Genomic DNA, 24,258 nt, shown 5'->3' with positions numbered 1-24,258 from the left:
GTAGCGTCACACACCGTAGCGACCCCGGGGGGCGTACGCCAGAGCGCGGCGAGCGGCGGCGGGTCCGCCGAACCTCCATGTTCGCGGGGTTCGCGCTTTCTTCACCCGGTCGTCGCGGAATCGCATCAACTGGCCCCGGTGGGCTAGCGTGGTCGACCGTGCGTCTCGTAATTGCCCGCTGCTCAGTCGACTATGCCGGTCGGCTCTCCGCCCATCTGCCCTCCGCCACCAGGCTGATCCTGGTCAAGGCCGACGGCAGCGTCAGCATCCACGCCGACGACCGCGCCTACAAGCCGCTCAACTGGATGTCCCCGCCGTGCGCCCTCAAGGAGGCCGACGGGGTCTGGACGGTGGTGAACAAGGCCGGCGAGAAGCTCATCATCACGCTGGAGGAGGTGTTGCACGACTCCTCCCACGAACTCGGGGTGGACCCCGGCCTGATCAAGGACGGCGTCGAGGCACACCTCCAGGAGCTGCTCGCCGACCGGATGGAGGTGCTCGGCAGCGGCTGGTCGCTGATCCGCCGCGAGTACCCGACCGCGATCGGCCCGGTCGACATCCTCTGCCGTGACGCCGACGGCGCCACCGTCGCCGTCGAGATCAAGCGCCGCGGCGAGATCGACGGCGTCGAACAGCTCACCCGCTACCTCGAACTCCTCAACCGGGACCCGCTGTTGGCCCCGGTCAAGGGCGTCTTCGCCGCGCAGGAGATCAAGCCCCAGGCCCGCGTCCTGGCCACCGACCGGGGCATCGGCTGCGTGGTGCTGGACTACGACGAGCTGCGCGGCATCGACGACGACAAGCTCAAGCTGTTCTGACCGGTCACGGGGACTTCGTCCCCGTCGGGGACGGGGTGGCCGGACCGGTCGGCACGGCCGGGGTCGTCGCGGGTGCGGTCGGCGTCGCCGAGCCGGTCGGCTGGCTCGGCGACGGCGAGTTGCCGGTCCCGCCACCGGTGCCGCCACCGGTCTGACCACCGCCGCCGTTGCCCCCGCCGTTGCCGCCCCCGCCCGACCCGCCGGGCTTCTGCCCCGGCGGCTGCTCCGACGGCTGCGGCTGCCCCGGGGCGGGCTGCTGCGACTGCTGCGGGGCCGCCGACCCGGTGGCCCCCGGCGAGGCGCTCGACCGCTTCGACGGCGTGGCGCTCGGCGCGTGCGAGGCACTGCCGCTCGCCGAGGGCTCCGTACCGGCCGCCGTCCCCGCCGGGCCGCCCGGCTCGGTGCCACCCGCCCCGGCCGTGCCCGGGGAGGCGTCGGGGGACGGCGCCGGCATCGGCGCGTTGCCGGTGTCGCCGACCTGGTCCAGCTGAGCGTGCGGGTCCTTCCCCTGGTGCTCCTCCGGCCCGGCGAGGCTCATCGCCAGCGCCGTGCCGAGCACCCCGAAGGTGAGCAGGGCCGCGGAGGCCACCACGACCTTGCGCCGCCGCCCGGCCCGGGCCCGGGCCTTGAGGCTGGCCGGCACCCGGGCGGCGATCTTCCGGATCACCGGTCCGCGGCCCGACGCCGCGGCGGTCGCGGCGGCCGGCAGCTGACGGCCGTCGGCACGCAGCAGGTCGAGCATCCGGCCCGCGGCGGCCACCCCGCGCGGCTCCCCCGCGGTGGCCCGCAGGGTGAGGGCGGTCTCCAGTTCGGCGATCGCCCGGGAGGGCTGCTGGAGGCAGATCGCGAGCACGCCCGCCTCGTGGTGGAACCAGGCCTGGTCGACCGTCGAGCCGGTCCGCCGGGCCGCCTCCAGGCCGAGCTGGAGGACCCGCTCCCAGGCGCCCCAGCGCAGCGCCAGCGCCAGTGCGGGGGCGGCGGCCCGGGCCAGTCGGACGACCGCCTCGTGCCGCCCGGCCGTCCGGTCCGCGAGCAGCACGCCGACCAACACCTCGGCCTCGGCGGCGATCTGCGCCAGCGACACCGAGCTGTGCCCGACCCACCAGGCGAAGTGCTGGGCGGCGCCGTCCACGCAGCCGCGGGCCGGCCAGTGCGGGGCGAGCAGGTCGAGCGCCCCGGCGGTCAGCCGGTGGTGCCCGCCGATGGACACCGCGAGCCCGGCGTCGGCGAGTTCGGCCAGCGCGCTCTCCCCCTGGCCGACGTCGATCAGCGCGGGCAGGTGCGGCGCGGTGGGGCACTCGCCGCCGAGCGCGACGGCCAGCCGCAGCACGGCCTGCGCGGCCTCGCCGAGCCCTTCGGCGAGCCGGACGGCGGGCGAGGCGGTCTCGGCGACCGAGGGCAGCGGCACGGTGCGCCGCAGCGCGTTCTCCCGGATCGCCGGGTCGGGGTCGTGGGCGGGCTCCTCGACCGCGCCGAAGACGTCCCGCCGGTCCTCCTCGGCGGCGACCAGCGCGTCCACCGAGACGTCCCGCTGGCGCAGCAGCGCGGCGGCCTGGACGAAGCGCAGCGGCAGGCCCTCGGACTCGAACCAGAGGTCGACCGCCCAGGCCTTCTCGGCCACGTCCAGCGGCCGCCCGGCGAGCCGGGCGGTGAGGGCCAGACAGGCGGGCCGGGAGAGGCCGGGGACGAGGTGGTCGCGCAGCCGGGAGTCGGCGGGCAGCATCGGGCCGCCGGGGGCGACCGAGATCAGGAAGGCGCAGCCGGGGGCGGCGGCGAGCAGTTCCTCCAGGTCGTCGCCGGCGGGCTCGGCCTCGTCGATCACGACGACCGCGCCGACCCCGGCGAGGTGGGCGGCCAGTTGGCCCGGGTCGGGGCGGTAGCCGGGGGCGTGGTGGGTGGCCGCGAAGAGGTCCTGGAGCAGGTCGGCGGCGGTGCGGCGGTGGCCGCAGAGCTGGACGACGCCGCCGGGGGCGAGGTCCGCGGCGGCCGCGGCGACGGCCGACAGCAGGGTGCTGCGGCCCGAGCCGGCCTGGCCGACCAGGCGTATCGAGCGGCCCTCGGCGAGCAGGCCGAGGAGTTCGGCGATGTCGGCCTCGCGGTCGAGCAGCGGCAGGTCGGTGGGGCCGGCGCCGAGGGCGAGCGGGCCGACCGCCCGGCCGACGCCGCCGACCGGGCCGCGGGCGGGCTCGCTGCGTTCGCTCCGGCGCGGGCGGGGCCGCCACTCCTCCGGACAGGGCCGGGCCTCGGAGCCGTCCGGGGCTCCGACGCCGACCAGCAGGCCGCCGGAGACCAGTTCGCCGCCGCGGGTGCGGGCGGCCTCCTGCCGGAACTCCCCGGATGGCTGTGCCACGTTCTGCTCCGCATCGTGTTCGGCCGCCGGCGCCCCGCGCCGGCCGGCACACGTCTCGGTCGCGGCCGCGGGCGGGCTGTGGGCAGCCGGCCCCGGGCGGCCGTCATCTGACGGGCAGACTCTCGCACATCCGGGCCCGGCCGTGCAGTGCGGTCCCGGTGCGGGGAAGGTGAAGGCCGGAAAGGCCGGTCGGGCCCGGCCCGGTCACGGCGGGCGGCCCGAGGGGCGCGCGAACAGGCGTGCGGCACGTTCCGCGAGCCGCTCCGTACGCCCCCGGAACGGGCGTCAGGAGGCCTGGACCTCGGGGATCCCGCCGTCGACGGCGAGGATGCGGTGCAACTTGGTGGCCACCAGCAGCCGCTGGAGCTGGGCGGGGACGGCCCGCAGCACGAGCCGGCGGCCGATCCGGCCGGCCCGTCGGTGGGTGCCCATGATCACGCCGAGGCCGGTGGCGTCCCAGAACTCCAGCCGGCCGAGGTCGAGCACGAGGTCGCCGAGGCCGCCGTCCACGGCCTGGTGCAGCCGGGCCCGCGCGTCGGCGGCGGTGCGCACGTCGAGGCGGCCTTCGATGGCCAGCGCCGTGTGGTCGCCGGTGATGCGCATGCTCTCCTCCTTCGCCTGGGTGGTCTGGTGCGGGGCGGGTCCGGCCACGGCCGGGACGGACCGGGAGGCGGGACGGCCCCTGGATCGGAGTGGGACGGCCCGGGCGGAACGCCTGCGACGGCTCGGCTCGCGCCCGGCCCCGGTCGGAGTGCCGGGTTCCCTCATCTGACGGTGGAGCAGCGCCGCAGGTTGCTGGTTTCCGCCCTGATCTGAAGCAACTTCACTCGTCCGAGGGAATATACGCAGGAACTCTCCACACCTACGCTCGATTACCGCCCAAATCACCCGTCTGCGGCACCGGGCGTGAGGAAACTCACCCGGCCCGGTCCGGCGGGCCGTACGATGCCCGATCGCACGGCCCACCAGGGCGTTCGTTCAGCCCCGCGGGCTCACTTGCCCTCGTACGGGTAGAAGCCGCGGCCGCTCTTGCGGCCGAGGTCGCCGGCCGTGACCATGCGGGCCATGATCTCCGGGGCGGCGAACTTCTCGTCCTTGGTCTCGGTGTAGATGTTGTGGGCGGCGTGCAGCAGGATGTCGACGCCGGTCAGGTCGGCGGTCTGCAGCGGGCCCATCGCGTGGCCGAAGCCGAGGCGGCAGGCGGTGTCGATGTCCTCGGCGGTGGCGACGCCCGACTCGTACAGCTTGGCGGCCTCGACGACCAGCGCGGTGATCAGGCGGGTGGTGATGAAGCCGGCCACGTCGCGGTTGACCACCACGACGTCCTTGCCGACGCCCTCGGCGTACGCGCGGGCGGCGGCCAGCGTCTCGTCGCTGGTCTTGTAGCCGCGGACCAGCTCGACCAGCTTCATCATCGGGACGGGCGAGAAGAAGTGGACGCCGACGACCGACTCGGGCCGCCGGGTGACGGCGGCGATCCGGGTGATCGGGATGGCGGAGGTGTTGGAGGCGAGGACGGCGCCGTCCTTGGCGAGCTTGTCCAGCTCGCGGAAGACGCCCTCCTTGACGTCCAGGTTCTCGAACACGGCCTCGACCACGATGTCGGCCTCGGCGACGGCGCCCAGGTCGGTGGTGGTGGTGATCCGGCCCAGCGCGGCCTCGGCGTCCTCGGCGCTCAGCTTGCCCTTGGAGACGAACTTCTCGTAGGAGGCGCGGATGCCGGCCAGGCCCCGCTGCAGCGCCTCCTCCGTCACGTCCCGCAGCACCACCGGGTGGCCGGCCTGCGCGGACACCTGGGCGATGCCGGCGCCCATCAGGCCGGCACCGATCACGGCGATCTGCTTGCTGGACGCATTGCTCATGGCTGGGTCTCCCGACGCCGTCGCCGCCCTGCGGGCGGGCCCTGAAGGCGGCTCAGGGCAGGGATCACCCACCGGGAGCCGCTTTGCTCTGGCGGGGACTCTAATGCCCAAATCGTCCGTGCCACAGCAATCGGGAGTGTGATCTGCAACCGACCTGGTCACCCGACCAGGATGGTCGTCAGATGGTCAGACCGAGGTCCTGGGCGAGGATCGCCGCCTGCACCCGGCTGCGCAGCCCCAGCTTCGCCAGGATCCGGCTGACGTGGGTCTTGGTGGTCGCCTCCGCCATCTCCAGCCGGAGCGCGATCTCCCCGTTGGACATCCCCGCCCCGAGGCAGGCCAGCACCTCCCGCTCACGCGCGGTCAGGCCCGTCACCGCCGTCCGGGCCTCCGGTCCGACCGGCCGCCCGGGGCGGGCGAAGGTGCCGATCAGCCGCCTGGTCACCGAGGGCGCCAGCATGCCGTCCCCGCGCGCCACCGTACGGATCCCCTCGACCAGGGTGTCCGCCTCCAGGTCCTTGAGCAGGAAGCCCGCCGCGCCGGCCCGCAGCGCGCCGTAGACGTACTCGTCCAGGTCGAAGGTGGTCAGCACCAGCACCTGGGCCGCCCCGGCGTCCACCACCTGGCGGGTCGCCGAGACGCCGTCCAGCCGGGGCATCTGCACGTCCATCAGCACCACGTCGGGGCGCAGCTCCAGGGCCAGCCGGACGGCCTCCTGCCCGTCCGCGGCCTGCCCGACCACCTCGAACCCGGGCTCGGCCCGCAGGATCATCACCAGCGCCGCCCGCACCGCCGCCTGGTCCTCGGCCACCAGCACCCGGATCGTCATGCCCGTCCCTCGCTCTCCCGGCCGCGCGGCAGTTCCGCGCGCACCTTCCAGTACCCGCCCCGCGGCCCGGCCTCGAAGCTGCCGCCGAGCAGCGCGGCCCGTTCCGACATCCCCACCAGCCCGGCCCGGGCACCGGGCAGTTCGCGGCCCGGCCCGCCGCGGTACGGGCTGTCGACCGCGATCCGCAGCGCGTCCGGGCCGAACTCCAGCCGCAGTGCGACCAGTCCGGGCCCGGCGTGCTTGAGCGCGTTGGTCAGCGACTCCTGCACGATCCGGTAGGCGGCCAGCCCGACCGGCACCGGGAGGTCGCCGCGCTCGCCGCTCTCGGTCAGCTCGAAGTCCAGCCCGACGTCCTGCCCGGCGGCCCGGGCCTGCTCCAGCAGGGCGTCCACCGCGGCGAGGTCGGGGGCCGCGTACGACTCGTCGGCCTCTCCCCCGCCGCTGTCCCGGAGCAGCCCGATCATGCGACGCATTTCGGCCAATCCCTGGACGCTGTTCTCCCGGATCACCGCCAGCACCTCGACCAGCGGATCGCCCTCGGGCAACCGCCGCCGCCGGGCGGCCGACTGGGCGCCGGTGGCGTGGATCGCGATCGCCGACAGGTGGTTGGCCACCACGTCGTGCAACTCCCGCGCCATCCGGGCGCGTTCGGCGACGACCGCCTCGCGCCGGTCCATCTCCGAGAGCAGCGCGGTCTGTTCGGCCCGCAGCCGTTCGTTCTCCGCCTGCTCCCGGTGCTTGCGCACCAGGTCCCCGGTCCACACCGGCGCCAGGAACACCAGCGAGCCGACCACCACGACCAGCAGCCCGGCCGAGGTCCCGGCGACGTACCAGACCAGGCTGGAGAGCACCAGCACGGTCGCGCCGCCGGTCAGGTGCAGCACCCGCGACATCCGGCCGGTGCCGTAGAGCACCGCCGCGTACAGCAGGTCGGTGTACATGATCGTCGTCGCCAGCAGACTGCCGGCGACCAGGCTGCCCGCGAAGGCCAGCCCGCCCAGCGACACCGCCAGCACCGGCCGGGTGCGCCGGACCAGCTCCAGCCCGGCCATCACCAGCAGCGGCGCCGTGACGGCCCAGAGCGGCAGCCGGTCCGCCCGGTCGTACACCTTGAAGGCGATCAGCACCGCGCCGCCGAGCAGCCCGCACAGGGCGATCAGCCGGTCCATCTGGCGCGGGGCGAGGGATGGTGCGAGCACGCCCCCATCTCACCATCCCCGGCGGCCCGACCGGCTCCGATGCGCGGAGGAGCCCGCTACATCGAAAGGTGCAGGCCCGGACGGCACCGGGCGACGACGACAGCACCGCGCCCGCGCACGAGGCTGGGGACACCGTCGGAACGACCGGGAGCAGAAAGTGATCGTCACCCTCATCGTCGCGGCCGAGATCTCCTGGTGGATCGTGCTCGGCCTCGCCCTCTCCGCCCGCTACCTGCTGCGGATGCGCCGCACCAGCACCGTGCTGCTGATCGGCCTGCCGGTGGTGGACCTCGCCCTGTACGCCCTCACCGTGCTGAACCTGCGCGGCGGCGCGCAGGCGGGCTGGACGCACGCCCTGGCCGCGAGCTACGCCGGTTTCTCGGTCGGCTACGGCCCCTCGCTGGTCGCCTGGGCCGACCGGCACTTCCTGCACCGCTTCGCCGGCGGCCCCGCGCCGCTGCCCTCGCCCACGTACGGCCCGGAGCGGACGGCGCACGAGTGGCGGATCGCCCGGCGGACGGTCGTCTCCGCCGTGATCACCCTGGCCCTGATCAGCCTGCTCGTCCCGCTGTCGGCCGGCTCCGCCCACTTCGGCACCTTCGCCCAGTGGTACTGGAAGCTGGGCATCGCGGCCGTGGTCAACGTGGTCGTGGCCGGCTGCTTCTCGCTCTGGCCCAAGGAGGCGTCGGCGGGCGTCACCGTGGTGGACGGCCGGGTGGTCGAGCGGCCCGCCCCGGAGAAGGCGTCCCAGGACGCCTCCTAGGGTCCGCCGACGGGTCCGCCGACGGACCCGGGGCCCACGGGCCCTAGCGGTTCTCCCCCGGCACCCAGAGCACGTCGCCGCGCTCCTTGTTGGCCACCCGGGCCAGGATGAACAGCAGGTCGGACAGCCGGTTGAGGTACTTCGCGGTCAGCGGGTTGACGGAGTCCCCGTACGCGTCGATCGCCGCCCAGGTCGAGCGCTCGGCCCGCCGCACGACCGTGCAGGCCAGGTGCAGGTGGGCCGCGCCGGGCGTGCCGCCGGGGAGGATGAAGCTGCGCAGCTTCTCCACCTGCTCCAGGTAGTGGTCGCAGTCCCCCTCCAGCCGGTCGACGTAGGACTGCAGCACCCGCAGCGGCGGGTACTTCGGGTCCTCGACCACGGGCGTGGAGAGGTCGGCGCCGACGTCGAACAGGTCGTTCTGGACCCGGACGAGCACGGCCGCGACGTCCTCGGGCAGTGCGCCGACCGCGAGGGCCACCCCGATCGCCGCGTTCGCCTCGTTGGCGTCCGCGTACGCCATCAGCCGCGGGTCGGTCTTGGTGGTCCGGCTCATGTCGCCGAGCGCGGTGCTGCCGTCGTCCCCGGTACGGGTGTAGATGCGCGTCAGATTGACCATGCGGCCAGCCTAGCCGGGCAGGTTAGGCGACGTTAACCCTCTGCCCCGGGGGAGCCGCCTCCAGCCAGGCCAGGAAGCCGGTGAGCGCGTCCTCGCTCATCGCCAGCTCCAGCGGCGACCCGTTGTGCAGGCAGCGCAGCACCACCGAGCCGGAGAGCAGCGCCAGCTCCTCCTGGCCCTCCGGGTAGCGCCGGCCGAGGACCTCGATCTCCCGGCGGGGCAGGACCTTGCGCGGGCGGGGGGCGTACGAGAAGACCCGGAACCACTCGATCGAGTCGCCGCTGTACCGGCCGATACCAAAAACCCACCCCTTGCCGTCGGTCGGTGGGACCGGGGCGGAGGTGGGTTTGCCGTTCTCGTCGAGGTCGGGCTGCGTCGAGGCGTCGGCGGGCATTTTGAGCCGGTAACTGCAGTCGAACGTGCCGCCGACCCGCTGGATCAGGCGGCGGCGTACGGCGAAGGCCATCAGGCCGATCACTCCCAGCGCCACGACCGCCGCACACACCACAAGCGCGAGGACCATGCTCACCTACCTCCTCGCTACCCGCGTTCCCCGTTTCGCGGCCGTCCCGGACGGCCGCGCTGACCTACCAACTACGACGACAGTCCCGGGGTCACGCTCGCGCGTCCCCGGGACCGTCGGTCGACCCCGCCAAGTCGGGGTCCGGCACACTCAGGCGTGGGCCTTGAGGCCGCGCGCCGCGAACAGCCGGACCTCGGCGCGACGCTCGGCGTGCGCGTCCAGGTCGGACTTGGCCTCCTCCAGCGCGCGCTCGGCACGCGCGACATCGATCTCGTCCGCCAGCTCGGCGATCTCCGCGAGCAGAGACAGCTTGTTGTCGGCGAAGGAGATGAAGCCGCCGTGCACCGCGGCGATGACGGTGCCGCCGTCCACCGTGCGGATGGTGACCGGACCGGTCTCCAGCACGCTCAGCACCGGGGTGTGGCCCGGCATGATGCCGGTGTCACCGGAGGCCGTACGGGCGACGACGATGGTGGCCGCACCGGACCACACCTTGCGGTCGGCTGCGACCAGCTCGACGTGCAGCTCAGCCAACGTGGGCTCCTAGGCTCATGCAACCCCCGATTACTCGGGAGTTTCGGTAAGAATAACGGCCCCGCGCCTCCGGCATGAAACCGGCGGCACGGATTTGACCGGAATCACAGCCGATGTGCCGCGAGGGGTGGTCCCCAGGCTCGGGGGCCACCCCTCACGGTCACTCAGCTGCTACCGGCCGCGATTACTTCTTCGCCAGCTCGGCGGCGTTCTTCTCGAGGTCCTCGATGCCACCGCACATGAAGAAGGCCTGCTCCGGAACGGAGTCGTACTTGCCGTCGGCGATCGAGTTGAAGGCCTCGATGGTCTCCGACAGCGGCACGGTCGAACCCTCGACACCGGTGAACTGCTTCGCCACGTAGGTGTTCTGCGAGAGGAAGCGCTCGATGCGACGGGCACGGTGGACCGTGATCTTGTCCTCTTCGGACAGCTCGTCCATACCGAGGATGGCGATGATGTCCTGGAGGTCCTTGTACTTCTGCAGGATCCCCTTGATACGGACGGCCGTCTCGTAGTGGGTCGCCGTGATGTACCGCGGGTCGAGGATGCGGGACGTGGAGTCCAGCGGGTCGACGGCCGGGTAGATGCCCTTCTCCGAGATCGGGCGCGACAGAACGGTCGTCGCGTCCAGGTGGGCGAAGGTGGTGGCCGGGGCCGGGTCGGTCAGGTCGTCCGCGGGGACGTAGATCGCCTGCATCGAGGTGATCGAGTGACCGCGGGTCGAGGTGATGCGCTCCTGGAGGAGGCCCATCTCGTCGGCCAGGTTCGGCTGGTAGCCCACCGCGGAGGGCATGCGGCCGAGCAGGGTCGACACCTCGGAACCGGCCTGGGTGAACCGGAAGATGTTGTCGATGAAGAGGAGCACGTCCTGCTTCTCGACGTCACGGAAATACTCCGCCATGGTCAGCGCGGAGAGCGCGACGCGCAGACGGGTGCCCGGCGGCTCGTCCATCTGGCCGAAGACCAGCGCGGTCTTGTCCAGGACGCCCGAGTCGACCATCTCGTCGATGAGGTCGTTGCCCTCACGGGTGCGCTCGCCGACACCGGCGAACACCGACACACCACCGAAGTTCTCGGCGACGCGGTAGATCATCTCCTGGATCAGAACGGTCTTGCCGACACCGGCACCACCGAACAGACCGATCTTGCCACCCGTGACGTACGGGGTGAGCAGGTCGATGACCTTGATGCCGGTCTCGAACATCTCGGTCTTGGACTCGAGGTCCTTGAACGCGGGGGCCTTGCGGTGGATCGGCCAGCGGACCTCGACCTGCTTGTCGAACTCCGCCTTGTCGACGTTCAGCACGTCACCGAGGGCGTTGAACACCTTGCCCTTGGTGATCTGGCCGACCGGCACCGAGATGGCGGAGCCGGTGTCGGTGACCTGCGAACCGCGGACCAGGCCGTCGGTCGGCTGCATCGAGATGCCGCGGATCAGGCCGTCGCCGAGGTGCTGGGCGACCTCGAGGGTGAGGGTCTTCTTGCCCGAGCCGTCGGGGTTGTCCACCTCGACGTGCAGGGCGTTGAACATGTCCGGAATCGCGTCGACGGGGAACTCCACGTCGACGACCGGGCCGATGACCCGCGCGACGCGGCCCGTCGCCGTGGTCGGCTCAACAGTGGTGGTCATACTCATTCGCTCCCGCGGCTAGCGTCGGCGAGGGCGTTGGCGCCGCCGACGATCTCGCTGATTTCCTGGGTGATCTCGGCCTGACGGGCCGAGTTGGCAAGCCGCGTGAGCGACTTGATGAGCTCGCCGGCATTGTCCGTCGCGCTCTTCATCGCGCGGCGGCGGGCGGCGTGCTCGGAAGCGGCCGACTGCAGCAGCGCGTTGTAGATCCGGCTCTCGACGTACCGCGGCAGCAGCGCGTCGAGCACGCCCTCCGCCGACGGTTCGAAGTCGTACAGCGGGAAGATCTCCGACTTGGCCGGCGACTGGTCGCTGAGCTGGACCTCGTCCAGCTTCAGCGGCAGCAGCCGCGCCGCGACCGCGTCCTGCGTCAGCATGGACACGAACTCGGTCGAGACCACGTGGAGTTCGTCCACGCCGCCGGTCTCGGCCGTGAAGGCCTCGATCAGCTCGGCCGCCACCGTCTTCGCGTCGCCGTAGGTCGGCTTGTCCGAGAAGCCCGTCCACGAGTTCCCCACCGCCAGGTTGCGGAAGGTGTAGTACGACAGACCCTTCCGACCGACGATGTAGGTCACGACGTCCTTGCCCTCGCCGCGCAGACGCTCGGAGAGCGTCAGCGAGGCCTTGATGGCGTTGGACGAGTAACCGCCGGCCAGGCCGCGGTCCGCCGTGATCAGCAGGACCGCAGCGCGGGTGGCGTTCGGGTTCTCGGTGGTGAGCGGGTGCTTGGCGTTGGACCGGATGGCCACCGCCGTCACCGCCCGGGTGAGCTCATCGGCGTACGGAGCGGAGGCCGCCACCGCGCGCTGCGCCTTGCCGATGCGCGCCGCGGAGATCATCTCCATCGCCTTGGTGATCTTCTTCGTCGCGGTGACAGAGCGGATCCGGCGCTTGTAGACCCGAAGCTGTGCTCCCATGGGTCGTTACGTCCTTTCCCTCGCTACCGGACTCAGGCCTGCTCGGAGAGCAGCTTGCCGTCGGCGGTCTGGTACCCCTGCTTGAACGACTCGATCGCGCCGGTCAGGGCGTCGACGGTGCCGTCGGCCAGCAGGCCGGTCTCGACGATGCCGGCGAGCAGGTCCTTGTGCTGCAGGCGGACGAAGTCGAGGAACTCGCGCTCGAAGCGGCGGATCTCCGCGACCGGGACGTCGTCCAGCTTGCCGGTGGTGCCGGCCCAGATGGAGACGACCTGCTCCTCGACCGGGAACGGCTGGTACTGGCCCTGCTTGAGCAGCTCGACCATGCGCGCACCGCGCTCCAGCTGGGCCTTGGAGGCCGCGTCCAGGTCGGAGCCGAAGCCGGCGAAGGCCTCCAGCTCACGGTACTGGGCGAGGTCCAGGCGCAGACGGCCGGCGACCGAGCGCATGGCCTTGATCTGGGCGGAGCCACCGACGCGGGAGACCGAGATACCGACGTTCACGGCCGGGCGGATGCCGGCGTTGAACAGGTCGGACTCCAGGAAGCACTGGCCGTCGGTGATGGAGATGACGTTGGTCGGGATGTACGCCGAGACGTCGTTGGCCTTGGTCTCGATGATCGGCAGACCGGTCATCGAGCCGCCGCCGAGGGCGTCGTTCAGCTTCGCGCAGCGCTCCAGCAGGCGGGAGTGCAGGTAGAAGACGTCACCCGGGTAGGCCTCGCGCCCCGGCGGGCGGCGCAGCAGCAGGGAGACGGAACGGTAGGCCTCGGCCTGCTTCGACAGGTCGTCGAAGATGATCAGGACGTGCTTGCCGTCGTACATCCACTCCTGGCCGATGGCCGAACCGGTGTACGGCGCCAGGTACTTGAAGCCGGCCGGGTCGGACGCGGGAGCGGCCACGATGGTGGTGTACTCCAGCGCGCCGGCCTCCTCCAGGGCGCCGCGGACGGACGCGATGGTGGAGCCCTTCTGGCCCACGGCGACGTAGATGCAGCGGACCTGCTTCTCCGGGTCGCCCGAGCGCCAGTTGTCGCGCTGGTTGATGATCGTGTCGACGGCCACCGCGGTCTTGCCGGTCTGGCGGTCACCGATGATCAGCTGACGCTGGCCACGGCCGATCGGGGTCATCGCGTCGATGGCCTTGATACCGGTCTGCAGCGGCTGCTTGACCGACTTGCGGGCCATGACGCCGGGGGCCTGCAGCTCAAGGGCGCGACGGCCGCTGGCGGCGATCTCGCCGAGGCCGTCGATCGGGTTGCCCAGCGGGTCCACGACGCGGCCGAGGTAGCCGTCGCCGACCGGAACCGAGAGGACCTCGCCGGTGCGGCGCACGGTCTGGCCCTCTTCGATACCGCCGAACTCACCGAGGACGACGACACCGATCTCGCGGGTGTCGAGGTTCAGCGCGAGGCCGAGCGTGCCGTCCTCGAACTTCAGCAGCTCGTTCGCCATGACCGAGGGCAGGCCCTCGACATGCGCGATGCCGTCCGCCGCGTCAGTGACCGTGCCGACCTCTTCCACAGAAGCGGCGTCCGGCTGGTACGACTGGACAAAGTCGGCCAGCGCGTCCCGGATCTCCTCCGGACGGATCGTAAGCTCCGCCATCAGGCTTCCCTGCTCTCCTAGTTTGCGATCCTCGGCCCGCCGTTGAGGGCCGGCCGCAAGTACTCGACTCTCGGCCGGGTCGTATGAACCGGCCGTACGTTTTGCCGACTCCTTGGGGAGCCGGTTTCCCGACCGAGGGTCGGATGTGCTGCTCGGTCCTGCTCAGCCTTCGAGCGACTGGCGAGCGCCTTCGAGGCGGCTCGACACGGTGCCGTCGATGATCTCGTCGCCGATCTGCACCCGGACACCACCGACGACCTCGGGGTCGACGTCGATGTTCAGGTGGACCTGGCGGCCGTACATCCGGCCCAGAGCACCGCTGAGGCGCTCCTTCTGGGTGTCCGACAGCGGCACCGCGCTGGTGACCAGGGCCACCATGCGGCCGCGGCGCGCGGAGGCGAGCTTCGAGTAGGACTCGAGGCCCTGCTCCAGGCTACGACCACGCGGCGCGTTGACGAGGGCGGTGACCAGCCGCACGGTGCCGGCGTTGGCGCGGCCGCCGAGCAGCTTGTTGATCAGCGCGGCCTTCGCGACGGCGCCGGCCTTCGGCTCGGTGAGCGCGGCGCGCAGCTCGTGCGAGCCGCTCACCACCCGGCCGAAGCGGAACAGCTCGTCCTCGACGTCGTCCAGGGCGCCGGCCTTGTCCGCGGCGATGACCTCGGCGTAGGCGGCGAGCTCCTCGGTCGCGTCCACCAGGTCACGCGCACCCGACCAGCGGGACCGGACCAGGCCGGAGACCAGGTCGACGGTCTCGCCCGAGACCTGACCGGTCAGCAGCGAGGTGACCAGCTGGGCCTTGTCCTGACCCGACCGGGACGGGTCGGTCAGGACGCGGCGCAGCGACACCTCGCGGTCCAGCACGACCGTGACGGCGGCGAGCTCCTCGGCCAGCTTGGCCGCGTCCACCGAGGTGGAGTCGGTCAGGCTGTCCAGGTTCTTCCGGCCGGCGGCGAGCGCCTCGCGGCTGGCGCCGATCACTTGGCCGCGCCCTGAGCCACGGTGGCCTTGGCCTCGAGCTCGTTCAGGAAGCGGTCGATCACGCCGCTCTGCCGGGCGTTGTCCTCGAGGGACTCGCCGACGATGCGGGAAGCCAGCTGGGTGGCCAGCGAACCCACGTCCTGACGCAGGGCGGCAGTCGCCTGCTTCTTGTCGGCCTCGATCTGGGCGTGGCCGGCGGCGACGATGGCCTCGCGCTGACGCTGGCCCTCCTCGCGCATCTCGGTGAGCTGGGCGGCGCCCTGCTCGCGAGCCTGCTCGACGATGCGGGCGGCCTCGTGGCGCGCCTCGGCGAGCTCGGCGCGGTACTGCTCAAGCAGGGCCTGGGCCTCGGCCTGAGCGGCCTCGGCACGCTCCATGCCGCCTTCGATGGCGTCCCGACGCTCCGACAGCACCTTCTCGATGCTGGGGAGGAGCTTCTTGCCGAGCAGACCGAAGACGATGAAGAAGCAGAGCAGGCCGATGATGACCTCGGGCCACGCGGGAAGCAGGGGGTTCATCTTCTCCCCCTCCTCCGCGAGGTTAGCCACGAAACTCATATCTGGACCTTCCTCGAAAGGGTCTAACGGCGGGGAATTACTTGCCGGCGCCGAAGACGAACGGCATGACGATGCCGATGAGGGCGAGCGCCTCGGTCAGCGCGAAGCCGATGAACATGTTGGAGCGGATCAGGCCGGCAGCCTCGGGCTGACGGGCCATGGCCTGGACACCGTTACCGAAGATGAGACCAACACCGATGCCGGGGCCGATCGCGGCGAGGCCGTAACCGATCGAGGCGACGGAACCGTAGACCTCAGCGAGGTTCTGCATTTCAGCTTGTCCTTTGCGGGGTGGTGGACCGGTGGTGGTTGGCCACCGGGCGTTCGGGAGGGGAAGCAGCCGGGGCTGCGAGGCTCAGTGCGCTTCTTCCAGGGCACCGGCGATGTAGCTGCTGGCCAGCATCACGAAGATGTAGGCCTGCAGGAACTGCACCAGCAGCTCGAAGGCGGTGAGGCCGACGGCGACCACGAAGGAGGCCGAGCCGTACAGCGCGCCCAGGGTCGGGCTGAGCAGGTACCAGGAGGCGACGGAGAACATCACGACCAGCAGGTGGCCCGCGAACATGTTCGCGAAGGCTCGGACCGCCAGGGTGAAGGGGCGCACGAAGATGTTCGAGAAGAACTCGATCGGGACCAGGATGAACATGACCCAGCCGGGGATGCCCGACGGCCAGCAGAGGTTCTTCAGACCGCCGACGAAGCCGTGCTTCTTGAAGGTCAGCGTCATGTAGGTGATCCACACGACCGCGGCCAGGCCCGCGGGGAAGGCGATCGACGCCGTCACCGGGAACTGCGCGAACGGGATGATCGACATGATGTTCATCAACCAGACGAAGAAGAACATCGAGACCAGCATCGGAACGTACTTCTCGCCGTTCTTGCCGATCGTCTCCATCACGATGGAGCGCTTGACGAAGTCGTAACCGATCTCGCCGACCAGCTGCAGCTTGCCGGGGACCAGTCGCGGCTTGGCGAAGGCGGCCCAGAAGAACACGACGACCAGCAGCGCGACGATGATCGACAGCAGCATCGGCTTGTTGAAGTCGATGCCGCCGACCGAGAAGATCGGCTTGAACTGGAACTCGTTCAGACCCGGGGCCGGGAAGCCGCAGCCAGCGTCCCCGAAGTGGCAACTGCCTGAGGCGAGGGACGTGAGTTCAGCACTCACCACGGACTCCTTCGTCGTGACGCATGGTTACGGCAACCTCGGTGTGTCGGCGTGGCCTGCGACCACGGAGCGGCACTGGAACTTGATGGGTATCTCGCCGACCCCGCACGACGGCGCGCTGCGCTGCTGCGGGATCATCGAAGACTGCGCGGGTCCGGGGGGCGATCAGTCCGCGATCCGGACAGACCAGGCCTCTTCCCGTACTCCGTTGTTGCGACGGACGATAGCAGCCCGTCAGTGCGGCATAAACACCGCCCCCCTCGTTGGGGGGACAGTTGGGCCTCGTCACTGTTGACGACCCTTGTCGGAGGGCTTGTCACCCTTGCTTTCCGAGGCGTGAGGGTCGACGTAGAACATCTTGGCCTTGAGTGCGCCGCGCACCTGGAAGCCGGTGAAGATCAGCACGCAGCCGATCAGCGTGAACGCGAAGGTCTGCCGGTTGAAGAGGTCGGTGTCCTTGAAGACCGCCAGGACGATGCCGACCAGCAGGATCTGGGTGGTGTACACCAGCAGCGCCGCGGCCATCATGATCTGCGGGTTCGACCTGGTCAGCCGGTCGAGCGCGATCTGGCCGGAGCTGAAGAAGGCCAGGACGAGCAGGGCGCCGAAGAGGGCGCCGAGCAGGCCCTTCCCACCGGCGACGGCGAAGGAGATCGCCATGGCGATGATCCCGGCGACCGCAGTGGGAATCGCGGCGCCTCGGAGGACCCGGGCGTCGGGGGACGGCATGTCGGCAGCTCCGGCGGCATGTCGATGTGGCGGGGGACGGGCACAGATGGTGGCGGGGTGACACCGGACCGAGTGGCCGCCGCCGGACCGCCCGCGGTGAGCGGCGGATCCGTCGAAGGAGACCGACCAGGGACGGAAGTCCTCCACCTGTCAGGTCTTTCGGCGCGTTCTCGGTACTCGTGAACGGTATCACAAACTATTTGATGAGAGCTTTACCATGAATGTGTGGCTCCTGTCACACCGATGGCGCAGCGAATCCGCCGTACGGGTGAGCCCATTTGACGGATCGTCAACTTCGGTGTCACCGGCGGCCGGTGGCCTTGCGGTGGTCGGTGGACGCGGAGGACCCGTGGCCCGCTTCACCCAGAAGTTGCTTGTCCTTCGCCGACAGTTCGGCCATCGGGGCGGACGACGAGCGCCGGCGGTACCGCGGCGGGACGAAGGACTGCACCGCCCGGGGCGCCCGCGGCCGGAACCGCGGCGTCAGCAGGACCACCAGGCCGACCAGGCACAGCCCGGCGAGGGTCAGCACCACCGTGCGGCCGGTCTTGGTCACCGAGAAGGCGACCGTGCCGAAGGCGATCAGCGCGGCCCAGAAGTACATGATCAGCACCGCCCGGCTGTGCGAGTGCCCGACCTGGAGCAGCCGGTGGTGCAGGTGGCGCTTGTCGGCGGCGAACGGGGACTGGCCGGCCCAGGTGCGGCGCACCACCGCGAGCAGCAGGTCGGCCAGCGGCAGCGCGATGACCGTCAGCGGCAGCAGCAGCGGGATGTAGATCGGCACCAGGGTGTGCACGGTGGCGGTCTGCGAACCGGTCTCGCTGTTGATCAGGTCCGGGTCGACCCGGCCGGTGATCGAGATCGCGGCGACGGCCAGCATCAGGCCGAGCATCATCGAGCCGGAGTCGCCCATGAAGATCCGCGCGGGGTGCATGTTGTGCGCCAGGAAGCCCAGGCACATGCCGATCAGCAGCACGCTGAACAGCACGGCGGGGGCCGCGTCGGAGATCGTGTAGCCGTACCAGAGGCGGTAGCTGTACAGGAAGAAGGCCATCGCGGCGATGCAGACCATGCCGCCCGCCAGGCCGTCCAGCCCGTCGATGAAGTTCACCGCGTTGACCATGACGACGACCAGGGTGACCGAGATGACCATGCCCTGGGTCGGGCTCACCGCGACCGAACCGACGCCGGGCACCGGGAGGCTGATCACCGTGACGCCCTGCCAGACCATCACGCCGGCGGCGATCATCTGGCCGCCCAGCTTGACCAGGGCGTCCACGCCCCACTTGTCGTCCAGTACCCCGAGCAGGAACATGATCCCGGCGCCGGACAGCAGCGCGCGGATGTCACTGCCGCCGTTGAACACCTTGCTCAGGTTGTCCAGCTGGGAGGCGACCAGGATGCCCGCGCACAGTCCGCCGAACATCGCGATGCCGCCGAGCCGCGGAGTGGGCTCGCGGTGCACGTCGCGGGCGCGGACCGGGGGCATCGCGCCCGCCGCGATGGCGAACTTCCGGACCGGACCGGTCAACAGGTAGGTGACGGCGGCGGTGCAGAACAGCACCAGCAGATACTCACGCACCACTGGCCTCCTGCATCACTGTCGAACGGGGAGGTACCGAAGGTACTCCCCTGCCTTCCCGGGGTTCGAGGTGCGTCGCCACGGCACACACCTTATTGAGTCGGACGCCCGGGGCGTGCATCGCGGTTCGCCCTCCCGGGTAGGAGATCCGAATACCTGTGGACGCGCGGGCCTCAGACTCCCCCGGCGAAGGCCGCCGCCAGCTCCCGGACCCGCGCCGCGACCGGCCCCGGGGCCTCCCCGGCGAGCAGCCGGGCGATCAGGGCGGCGATCGCGGTCAGCTCCGCCTCCCCCATCCCCTGGCTGGTCACGGTACCCGTGCCCAGCCTGATCCCGGAGGTGTCGGCGGCCGGCGCCGGGTCGTACGGCAGTGCGCACTTGCCGAGCAGCAACCCGGCCGCCGCGCAGCGCCGTTCGGCCTCCGCGCCGGTCACGCCGAGCGGGCTGACGTCGGCGGTCACCAGGTGGGTGTCGGTACCGCCCGTCAGAGGGCGCATTCCGGCCTCTGCGAGCCCGCTGGCGAGCGCCTGCGCCCCGGACACCGCCCGCTGCGCGTACGCCCGGTAGGCGGGCGTCCCGGCCTCCGCGAGTGCCACCGCCTTGCCGGCCACCTCGTTCATCGCCGCGCCGCCCTGGCTGAACGGGAACACCGCCCGGTCGATCCGCTCGGCCAGCTCCGCGGTGGACAGCAGCAGACCGCCGCGCGGGCCGCGCAGCAGCTTGTGGGTGGCGGCCACCGTGACGTCCGCGTACGGCACCGGGGAGGGCGCCACCCCGGCCGCGACCAGGCCGGTGGTCTGCGCGACGGAGGCGATCAGATAGGCGTCCACCTCGTCGGCGATCTCCCGGAAGGCCGCCCAGTCCGGGTGCCGGGGGTGGGAGATCGAACCCGCCACGATGGCCTTCGGGCGGTGCCGCCGGGCCAGCTCGCGCACCTGGTCGAGGTCGATCAGGCCGTCGTCCGCGCGCACGCCGTAGCCGGTGAACTCGAACCAGCGGCCGGAGAAGTTGGCCCGCGAGCCGCAGCTGAGGTGGCCGCCGTGCTCCAGCGACATCGCCAGCACCCCGTCACCGGGCCGCAGCAGCGCCGCGTAGGCCGCGAGCATCGCCGAAGTCGCCGAGCGGGGCTGGACGTTGGCGTGCGGCGCGGCGAACAGCGCGCGGGCCCGGTCGATCGCCAGCAGCTCCGCGGCGTCCGCCAGCGCGCACCCGGTGTGGTGCCGGCGGCCGGGGTAGCCCTCGGCGTACTTGTCGATCAGCGGCCCGGTCAGCGCGGCCAGCACGGCGGGCGTGGTGAGGTTCTCCCCCGCCAGCAGCTGGATCGTTTCGGCGCGCCGCTCGGACTCGGCGGCCAGCAGGTCGGCGATCTGCGGATCCGCCCGGTGCAGCGCCTCGGACGCCCAGGGGCGCCCCGTCGTCGTGGTCGAGCCGGTCGCGGCATCGGTGACGGTCATGGCAGGGCTCCCGGGCGCGGCAGGGACGGTGCCCCCAGCGTAGGACCGTCGCCCCCGTACGGCCCGCCGAGAAGGGGCCGTTCGGCCCCGTTATCCGGCGCTCGGCTCGGGCGGCTCGCTCGGGCGCGTCAGCGCGGCGCGGGAACGCCCGTCAGCGCGGTGACCACCGGGTCGACCGCGTGGAATATCTCCTCGCCGCAGTTGCGGAACATGCCGATCGGAGCGCCGTACGGGTCGTCCACCTCGTCGGACTCCGGGGTCGCGGCCAGCAGCCAGCCGCGCAGCGCGGCGGCGGCCCGCACCAGGGCGCGGGCCCGCTCGGTGACGTCGGCGCCGCGGCGCGGGTCGGGCAGGGTGCCCGGGTCGATCGTCCGGACCAGCCGGGTGAACTCCTTCATCGTGAAGGTGCGCAGGCCCGCCTCGTGGCCCATCGAGATCACCTGGGCGCGGTGGTCCAGGGTCGCGGTCAGCACCAGGTCGGCCTCGACCACGTGCTCGTCCAGCAGTTCCCGGCCGGTGAAGCCACCGCTGTCGGCGCCGTACTCGTCGAGCACGGTCGCCGCGTGGTCCTCCATCGGCGCCCCCACGTGGCCCCAGGTGCCGGCGCTCTCCACCAGAATCCGCCCGGCCACCCGGGGACTCAGCCGGGTGTCCAGCTCACGCCGGGTGAGCCGCTCGGCTATCGGCGAGCGGCAGATGTTCCCCGTACAGACGAACAGGATCCGGAAGTGGTCCAGCGGCCTGGGACCCACGCTCAGGTACGGCGCTATGCCGGGCCCGTCATGGAGCGAGGCGGTGGGTGTCAACTTCCGGCCTCCAGGTCGGGGACGACCTCCCTCAGCTGCTCGATGCTGATCGCCCCGGCCCGCAGGAGCACGGGCACCTTGCCGGTCACGTCGACGATGGACGAGGCGGTGGCGTGGTCGGCCCTGCCACCGTCCAGGTAGACCGAGATCGCGTCGCCCAGCTGGGTCTGCGCCTCGTCACAGGTCGCCGGGGACGGGCCGCCGGTCTTGTTGGCGCTGGAGACCGCGAGCGGGCCGGTGCTGTTCAGCAGCTCGATGGCGACCGGGTGCAGCGGCATCCGGACCGCGACGGTGCCGCGGGTCTCGCCGAGGTCCCAGCGCAGCGAGGGCTGGTGCTTGGCGACCAGGGTGAGACCGCCGGGCCAGAACGCGTCGACCAGTTCCCAGGCCTGCTCCGAGAAGTCGGTGACCAGGCCGTGCAGGGTGGTCGGCGAGCCGACCAGGACGGGCGAGGGCATGTTGCGGCCACGGCCCTTGGCGGCCAGCAGCTCGCCGACGGCCTCCGGGGAGAAGGCGTCCGCACCGACCCCGTACAGGGTGTCGGTGGGCAGCACGACGAGTTCGCCGCGGCGGATGGCCGATGCGGCCTCCCGCAGGCCGGTGGCGCGGTCCCCGGCGTCGGCACAGTCGTAGCGGCGGCTCATCGGTGCGGTCCCCTTCCGGAAAGGCTCATGACGTTCACGGCGAGCTTCACAGCGCGACCCTTCGGGCGGTCGTGCTGTGCTCGATCGTTCACAACCCGACCCTTCGGGCGGTTGTGAAGCGCGGTCGGTTGTTCAGGTCGCGGTGGTCGGCGGTGTCCGTCCACCCGCGTTCCTCGTTGAAGATCCACGGCACCTGGCCGCCCTGCTGGTCGGCGTGCTCGATCACCACCGCACCGCCCGGGCGCAGCAGCCGGGCGGCCACCCGCTCGATGCCGCGGATGGTGTCCAGGCCGTCCTCGCCGGAGAACAGGGACATCTGCGGGTCGTGGTCGCGGGCCTCCGGCGCGACGTACTCCCACTCGGTGAGCGGGATGTACGGCGGGTTGGAGATCACCAGGTCGAAGCGGCCGTCCCAGGAGCGGTCGTCCTCGAAGGCCTTGGTGGCGTCACCGGCGTGCAGGGTGACCCGGGCGCGGTCCGGGCTGGCCTCGATGTTGCGCCGGGTGTACTCCAGCGCCCCCTCGTCCAGCTCGAAGGCGTGCACGGTCGAGCGCGGCAGCTCCTGGGCCAGGGCGAGCGCGATGGCGCCGGAGCCGGAGCACAGGTCGACCACCAGCGGCTCGGCGACGTCCATGTCGCGCACGGCGTCTATGGCCCACTCGACGACCGTCTCGGTCTCCGGCCGGGGCACGAACACCCCGGGGCCGACCGCCAGTTCGAGGTAGCGGAAGAATGCCCGCCCGGTGATGTGCTGCAGCGGCTCGCGGGCCTCGCGGCGCGAGACCGCCTCCCAGTAGCGGGCGTCGAAGTCGGCGTCCTGCACGGTGTGCAGCTGGCTGCGCTTGACGTTGTGGACGTAGGCGGCGAGTTCCTCCGCGTCGAAGCGCGGCGACGGCACGCCGGCCGCGGCCAACCGCTGGGTGGCCTGGGCCACCTCGGCGAGCAGCAGGTTCATCCGTACGACCTCATGTTTCTGCGCTCCGGCTCCGGTCTTGCGTCGGGCTGGGGCGCGCCGGTCTCAGTTCTCTTGGGCCGCGGCGAGCTTGGCCGCCGCGTCCTTGTCGACGCAGGACTGGATCACGGCGTTCAGGTCGCCGTCCAGGACCTGGTCCAGGTTGTACGACTTGAACCCCGTGCGGTGGTCCGAGATGCGGTTCTCCGGGTAGTTGTACGTCCGGATCCGCTCGGAGCGGTCCACCGTGCGGACCTGGCTGCGACGCGCGTCCGAGGCCTCCCGCTCGGCCTCCTCCTGCGCGGCGGCCAGCAGCCGCGAACGCAGGATGCGCATCGCCTGCTCCTTGTTCTGCAGCTGGCTCTTCTCGTTCTGGCAGGACGCCACGATACCGGTCGGCAGGTGGGTGATCCGGACCGCCGAGTCGGTGGTGTTGACCGACTGGCCGCCGGGGCCGGAGGAGCGGTAGACGTCGATCCGCAGGTCGTTCGCGACGATCTCGACCTCGACCTCCTCCGCCTCGGGGGTGACCAGCACGCCCGCCGCGGAGGTGTGGATGCGGCCCTGCGACTCGGTGGCGGGGACGCGCTGCACGCGGTGCACGCCGCCCTCGTACTTCAACCGGGCCCAGACGCCCTGGCCGGGCTCGCTGTTGCCCTTGGTCTTCACGGCGACCGAGACGTCCTTGTAGCCGCCGAGGTCGGACTCGTTGGAGTCGATGATCTCGGTCTTCCAGCCGATCCGCTCGGCGTAGCGCAGGTACATCCGGAGCAGGTCGCCGGCGAACAGCGCGGACTCCTCGCCGCCCTCACCCGCCTTGATCTCCAGGATGACGTCCTTGTCGTCGCTCGGGTCGCGCGGGACGAGCAGCAGCCGCAGTTCCTCGGTCAGCTCGTCGCGGCGCGCCTCGGACTCCTTCACCTCGGAGAGGAACTCCGGCTCCTCGGCGGCGAGTTCGCGCGCGGCCTCGATGTCCTCGCCGGCCTGCCGCCACTGCCGGTACACCCGGGTGATCGGGGTCAGCTCGGCGTACCGCTTGGCCAGCTTGCGGGCGTTGTTCTGGTCCGCGTGGACGGACGGGTCGGCCAGCCTCGTTTCGAGGTCGGCGTGCTCGACGAGGAGCTCTTCGACTGCCTCGAACATGGGGTGGCCTTCTTCCCGGTGACTCGGATCGTGCGGAGGGCGGAGCTGTGCGGAGGGCGGAGCTGTGCGGAGGGCGGAGCTGTGCGGAGCTGTGCGGTACGCGCTGGGACGCGAACGGCGCCGGCCCCCAGCGCCCCCGACAACGAGTACGGGGGCACCGGGAACCGGCGCCGAGGGAGCGCTAGGCCTTCGCGCTGTGCTGCTTGCCGAAGCGGGCCTCGAAGCGGGCCACGCGGCCACCGGTGTCGAGGATCTTCTGCTTGCCGGTGTAGAACGGGTGGCACTGCGAGCAGACCTCGGCGCGAATCACGCCGCTGGTCTCGGTCGAGCGGGTGGTGAACTCGGCGCCGCAGGTGCAGGTCACGTTGGTGACCACGTACTCCGGGTGAACGTTGGACTTCAAGGGGTTCTCCTAGTTTTCGGGAGGGCACCGGGTCGGCGGCTGGGAATGCCGCACGTGAACCGGGACCGACGGACCAGTCTGCCAGGACCGGCCGCATCTTCCCAAACCGGGGCCCGCCGCGGCTTATTCCGGGGGACATTCCGGATGCTTCGGACCGGCCTCCCGGACGGTGGCGCGGGCGCGGGCGGGCCGGC

Annotated in this window: 25 protein-coding genes; 2 read left to right on the top strand and 23 right to left on the bottom strand. The window is 71.5% G+C overall.

The features are described from left to right. Nucleotides 1-158 precede the first annotated feature (158 nt). Nucleotides 159-818, top strand: a complete 660-nt coding sequence (nucS, locus tag ACFV8H_RS05775) for an endonuclease NucS (RefSeq protein ID WP_188306031.1) — start codon at nt 159-161, stop codon at nt 816-818. A gap of 4 nt (nt 819-822) precedes the next feature. Here nucS and ACFV8H_RS05770 read toward each other — a convergent pair whose 3' ends face one another. From ACFV8H_RS05770 to ACFV8H_RS05750, 5 genes are all read right to left on the bottom strand, one after another. Continuing rightward, a complete protein-coding gene (locus ACFV8H_RS05770) occupies nt 823-3,168 on the bottom strand; it encodes an ATP-binding protein (protein WP_380396768.1) in 2,346 nt (781 codons plus the stop codon). A gap of 285 nt (nt 3,169-3,453) precedes the next feature. Next, nucleotides 3,454-3,771: an STAS domain-containing protein gene (locus ACFV8H_RS05765; protein WP_375892956.1), complete on the bottom strand. Its 318-nt coding sequence runs from the start codon at nt 3,769-3,771 to the stop codon at nt 3,454-3,456. A gap of 389 nt (nt 3,772-4,160) precedes the next feature. After that, nucleotides 4,161-5,030 carry a 3-hydroxyacyl-CoA dehydrogenase family protein gene (locus ACFV8H_RS05760; protein WP_380396766.1) on the bottom strand — a complete coding sequence of 290 codons (870 nt, stop codon included), beginning with the start codon at nt 5,028-5,030 and terminating at the stop codon, nt 4,161-4,163. Nucleotides 5,031-5,208: 178 nt separating this feature from the next. Then, on the bottom strand, nt 5,209-5,859 hold the full coding sequence (locus ACFV8H_RS05755) for a response regulator (RefSeq protein ID WP_375892959.1): 651 nt from the start codon (nt 5,857-5,859) through the stop codon (nt 5,209-5,211). Continuing rightward, nucleotides 5,856-7,058 carry a sensor histidine kinase gene (locus tag ACFV8H_RS05750; RefSeq protein ID WP_380396764.1) on the bottom strand — a complete coding sequence of 401 codons (1,203 nt, stop codon included), beginning with the start codon at nt 7,056-7,058 and terminating at the stop codon, nt 5,856-5,858. The genes ACFV8H_RS05755 and ACFV8H_RS05750 overlap by 4 nt, the downstream gene beginning before the upstream one ends. Before the next feature lie 157 nt (nt 7,059-7,215). Here ACFV8H_RS05750 and ACFV8H_RS05745 point away from each other — a divergent pair, with 157 nt between their 5' ends. Then, complete coding sequence (locus tag ACFV8H_RS05745; protein ID WP_380396762.1) at nt 7,216-7,821, top strand: hypothetical protein; 606 nt, start codon at nt 7,216-7,218, stop codon at nt 7,819-7,821. A gap of 43 nt (nt 7,822-7,864) precedes the next feature. Here the strand turns inward: ACFV8H_RS05745 and ACFV8H_RS05740 are convergent, their stop codons facing one another. The 18 genes from ACFV8H_RS05740 to rpmE all read right to left on the bottom strand — a co-directional run bounded on the left by ACFV8H_RS05740 (nt 7,865) and on the right by rpmE (nt 24,064). Further along, nucleotides 7,865-8,437 (bottom strand): cob(I)yrinic acid a,c-diamide adenosyltransferase, encoded by a 573-nt coding sequence (locus ACFV8H_RS05740; RefSeq protein ID WP_360233640.1) that lies wholly within the window; start codon nt 8,435-8,437, stop codon nt 7,865-7,867. A gap of 22 nt (nt 8,438-8,459) precedes the next feature. After that, entirely contained in the window at nt 8,460-8,960 is a 501-nt protein-coding gene (locus ACFV8H_RS05735; RefSeq protein ID WP_359899950.1) for a DUF2550 domain-containing protein, read from the bottom strand. A 150-nt stretch (nt 8,961-9,110) separates the two neighbouring features. Beyond that, the gene (locus ACFV8H_RS05730; RefSeq protein ID WP_375892967.1) at nt 9,111-9,494 is read right to left on the bottom strand and encodes a F0F1 ATP synthase subunit epsilon; all 384 of its coding nucleotides are present in this window, start codon (nt 9,492-9,494) and stop codon (nt 9,111-9,113) included. A 184-nt stretch (nt 9,495-9,678) separates the two neighbouring features. Beyond that, nucleotides 9,679-11,124 (bottom strand): F0F1 ATP synthase subunit beta, encoded by a 1,446-nt coding sequence (gene atpD, locus ACFV8H_RS05725; RefSeq protein ID WP_380396760.1) that lies wholly within the window; start codon nt 11,122-11,124, stop codon nt 9,679-9,681. 2 nt (nt 11,125-11,126) lie between these two features. Beyond that, entirely contained in the window at nt 11,127-12,041 is a 915-nt protein-coding gene (locus ACFV8H_RS05720; RefSeq protein ID WP_380396759.1) for a F0F1 ATP synthase subunit gamma, read from the bottom strand. Between the two features lie 32 nt (nt 12,042-12,073). Continuing rightward, on the bottom strand, nt 12,074-13,648 hold the full coding sequence (gene atpA, locus ACFV8H_RS05715; RefSeq protein ID WP_375892972.1) for a F0F1 ATP synthase subunit alpha: 1,575 nt from the start codon (nt 13,646-13,648) through the stop codon (nt 12,074-12,076). 162 nt (nt 13,649-13,810) lie between these two features. After that, nucleotides 13,811-14,626 (bottom strand): F0F1 ATP synthase subunit delta, encoded by an 816-nt coding sequence (locus tag ACFV8H_RS05710; RefSeq protein ID WP_380396757.1) that lies wholly within the window; start codon nt 14,624-14,626, stop codon nt 13,811-13,813. Beyond that, the gene (locus tag ACFV8H_RS05705; protein ID WP_375892975.1) at nt 14,623-15,183 is read right to left on the bottom strand and encodes a F0F1 ATP synthase subunit B; all 561 of its coding nucleotides are present in this window, start codon (nt 15,181-15,183) and stop codon (nt 14,623-14,625) included. The genes ACFV8H_RS05710 and ACFV8H_RS05705 overlap by 4 nt, the downstream gene beginning before the upstream one ends. A 37-nt stretch (nt 15,184-15,220) precedes the next feature. Continuing rightward, nucleotides 15,221-15,454 (bottom strand): ATP synthase F0 subunit C, encoded by a 234-nt coding sequence (atpE, locus tag ACFV8H_RS05700; RefSeq protein WP_350504378.1) that lies wholly within the window; start codon nt 15,452-15,454, stop codon nt 15,221-15,223. Nucleotides 15,455-15,538: 84 nt separating this feature from the next. Then, complete coding sequence (gene atpB / locus ACFV8H_RS05695; protein WP_375892976.1) at nt 15,539-16,351, bottom strand: F0F1 ATP synthase subunit A; 813 nt, start codon at nt 16,349-16,351, stop codon at nt 15,539-15,541. 285 nt (nt 16,352-16,636) lie between these two features. Further along, the gene (locus ACFV8H_RS05690) at nt 16,637-17,080 is read right to left on the bottom strand and encodes a hypothetical protein (RefSeq protein WP_375892977.1); all 444 of its coding nucleotides are present in this window, start codon (nt 17,078-17,080) and stop codon (nt 16,637-16,639) included. A gap of 301 nt (nt 17,081-17,381) precedes the next feature. Further along, entirely contained in the window at nt 17,382-18,662 is a 1,281-nt protein-coding gene (locus ACFV8H_RS05685) for an MraY family glycosyltransferase (RefSeq protein ID WP_380396754.1), read from the bottom strand. A 173-nt stretch (nt 18,663-18,835) separates the two neighbouring features. Beyond that, the gene (gene glyA, locus ACFV8H_RS05680) at nt 18,836-20,116 is read right to left on the bottom strand and encodes a serine hydroxymethyltransferase (RefSeq protein WP_380396752.1); all 1,281 of its coding nucleotides are present in this window, start codon (nt 20,114-20,116) and stop codon (nt 18,836-18,838) included. A gap of 128 nt (nt 20,117-20,244) precedes the next feature. Next, on the bottom strand, nt 20,245-20,886 hold the full coding sequence (locus tag ACFV8H_RS05675; RefSeq protein ID WP_360233710.1) for a protein-tyrosine-phosphatase: 642 nt from the start codon (nt 20,884-20,886) through the stop codon (nt 20,245-20,247). A gap of 32 nt (nt 20,887-20,918) precedes the next feature. Further along, nucleotides 20,919-21,566 carry an L-threonylcarbamoyladenylate synthase gene (locus ACFV8H_RS05670; protein ID WP_380396750.1) on the bottom strand — a complete coding sequence of 216 codons (648 nt, stop codon included), beginning with the start codon at nt 21,564-21,566 and terminating at the stop codon, nt 20,919-20,921. A gap of 88 nt (nt 21,567-21,654) precedes the next feature. Continuing rightward, nucleotides 21,655-22,521: a peptide chain release factor N(5)-glutamine methyltransferase gene (gene prmC / locus ACFV8H_RS05665; RefSeq protein ID WP_375892984.1), complete on the bottom strand. Its 867-nt coding sequence runs from the start codon at nt 22,519-22,521 to the stop codon at nt 21,655-21,657. 63 nt (nt 22,522-22,584) lie between these two features. Beyond that, entirely contained in the window at nt 22,585-23,661 is a 1,077-nt protein-coding gene (gene prfA, locus ACFV8H_RS05660; RefSeq protein ID WP_380396748.1) for a peptide chain release factor 1, read from the bottom strand. Nucleotides 23,662-23,842: 181 nt separating this feature from the next. Then, nucleotides 23,843-24,064: a 50S ribosomal protein L31 gene (gene rpmE, locus ACFV8H_RS05655; protein ID WP_350504385.1), complete on the bottom strand. Its 222-nt coding sequence runs from the start codon at nt 24,062-24,064 to the stop codon at nt 23,843-23,845. Nucleotides 24,065-24,258: the final 194 nt, after the last annotated feature.

Origin of the sequence: Kitasatospora sp. NPDC059827, from assembly GCF_042731675.1 — a bacterium.
In the GTDB taxonomy this organism is placed as follows: Bacteria; Actinomycetota; Actinomycetes; order Streptomycetales; family Streptomycetaceae; genus Kitasatospora.
This window is presented reverse-complemented; position numbering and strand designations above follow the sequence as displayed.

Excerpts from the sequence above, each read along its gene's own strand:
- glyA (WP_380396752.1), bottom strand. The coding sequence starts at position 20,116 with ATGACCGTCACCGATGCCGCGACCGGCTCGACCACGACGACGGGGCGC.
- ACFV8H_RS05755 (WP_375892959.1), bottom strand. The coding sequence starts at position 5,859 with ATGACGATCCGGGTGCTGGTGGCCGAGGACCAGGCGGCGGTGCGGGCG.
- ACFV8H_RS05690 (WP_375892977.1), bottom strand. The coding sequence starts at position 17,080 with ATGCCGTCCCCCGACGCCCGGGTCCTCCGAGGCGCCGCGATTCCCACT.
- prmC (WP_375892984.1), bottom strand. The coding sequence starts at position 22,521 with ATGAACCTGCTGCTCGCCGAGGTGGCCCAGGCCACCCAGCGGTTGGCC.
- atpE (WP_350504378.1), bottom strand. The coding sequence starts at position 15,454 with ATGCAGAACCTCGCTGAGGTCTACGGTTCCGTCGCCTCGATCGGTTAC.
- ACFV8H_RS05670 (WP_380396750.1), bottom strand. The coding sequence starts at position 21,566 with ATGAGCCGCCGCTACGACTGTGCCGACGCCGGGGACCGCGCCACCGGC.
- ACFV8H_RS05765 (WP_375892956.1), bottom strand. The coding sequence starts at position 3,771 with ATGCGCATCACCGGCGACCACACGGCGCTGGCCATCGAAGGCCGCCTC.
- prfA (WP_380396748.1), bottom strand. The coding sequence starts at position 23,661 with ATGTTCGAGGCAGTCGAAGAGCTCCTCGTCGAGCACGCCGACCTCGAA.
- ACFV8H_RS05735 (WP_359899950.1), bottom strand. The coding sequence starts at position 8,960 with ATGGTCCTCGCGCTTGTGGTGTGTGCGGCGGTCGTGGCGCTGGGAGTG.
- ACFV8H_RS05740 (WP_360233640.1), bottom strand. The coding sequence starts at position 8,437 with ATGGTCAATCTGACGCGCATCTACACCCGTACCGGGGACGACGGCAGC.
- ACFV8H_RS05705 (WP_375892975.1), bottom strand. The coding sequence starts at position 15,183 with ATGAGTTTCGTGGCTAACCTCGCGGAGGAGGGGGAGAAGATGAACCCC.
- atpD (WP_380396760.1), bottom strand. The coding sequence starts at position 11,124 with ATGACCACCACTGTTGAGCCGACCACGGCGACGGGCCGCGTCGCGCGG.
- atpA (WP_375892972.1), bottom strand. The coding sequence starts at position 13,648 with ATGGCGGAGCTTACGATCCGTCCGGAGGAGATCCGGGACGCGCTGGCC.
- ACFV8H_RS05760 (WP_380396766.1), bottom strand. The coding sequence starts at position 5,030 with ATGAGCAATGCGTCCAGCAAGCAGATCGCCGTGATCGGTGCCGGCCTG.
- ACFV8H_RS05720 (WP_380396759.1), bottom strand. The coding sequence starts at position 12,041 with ATGGGAGCACAGCTTCGGGTCTACAAGCGCCGGATCCGCTCTGTCACC.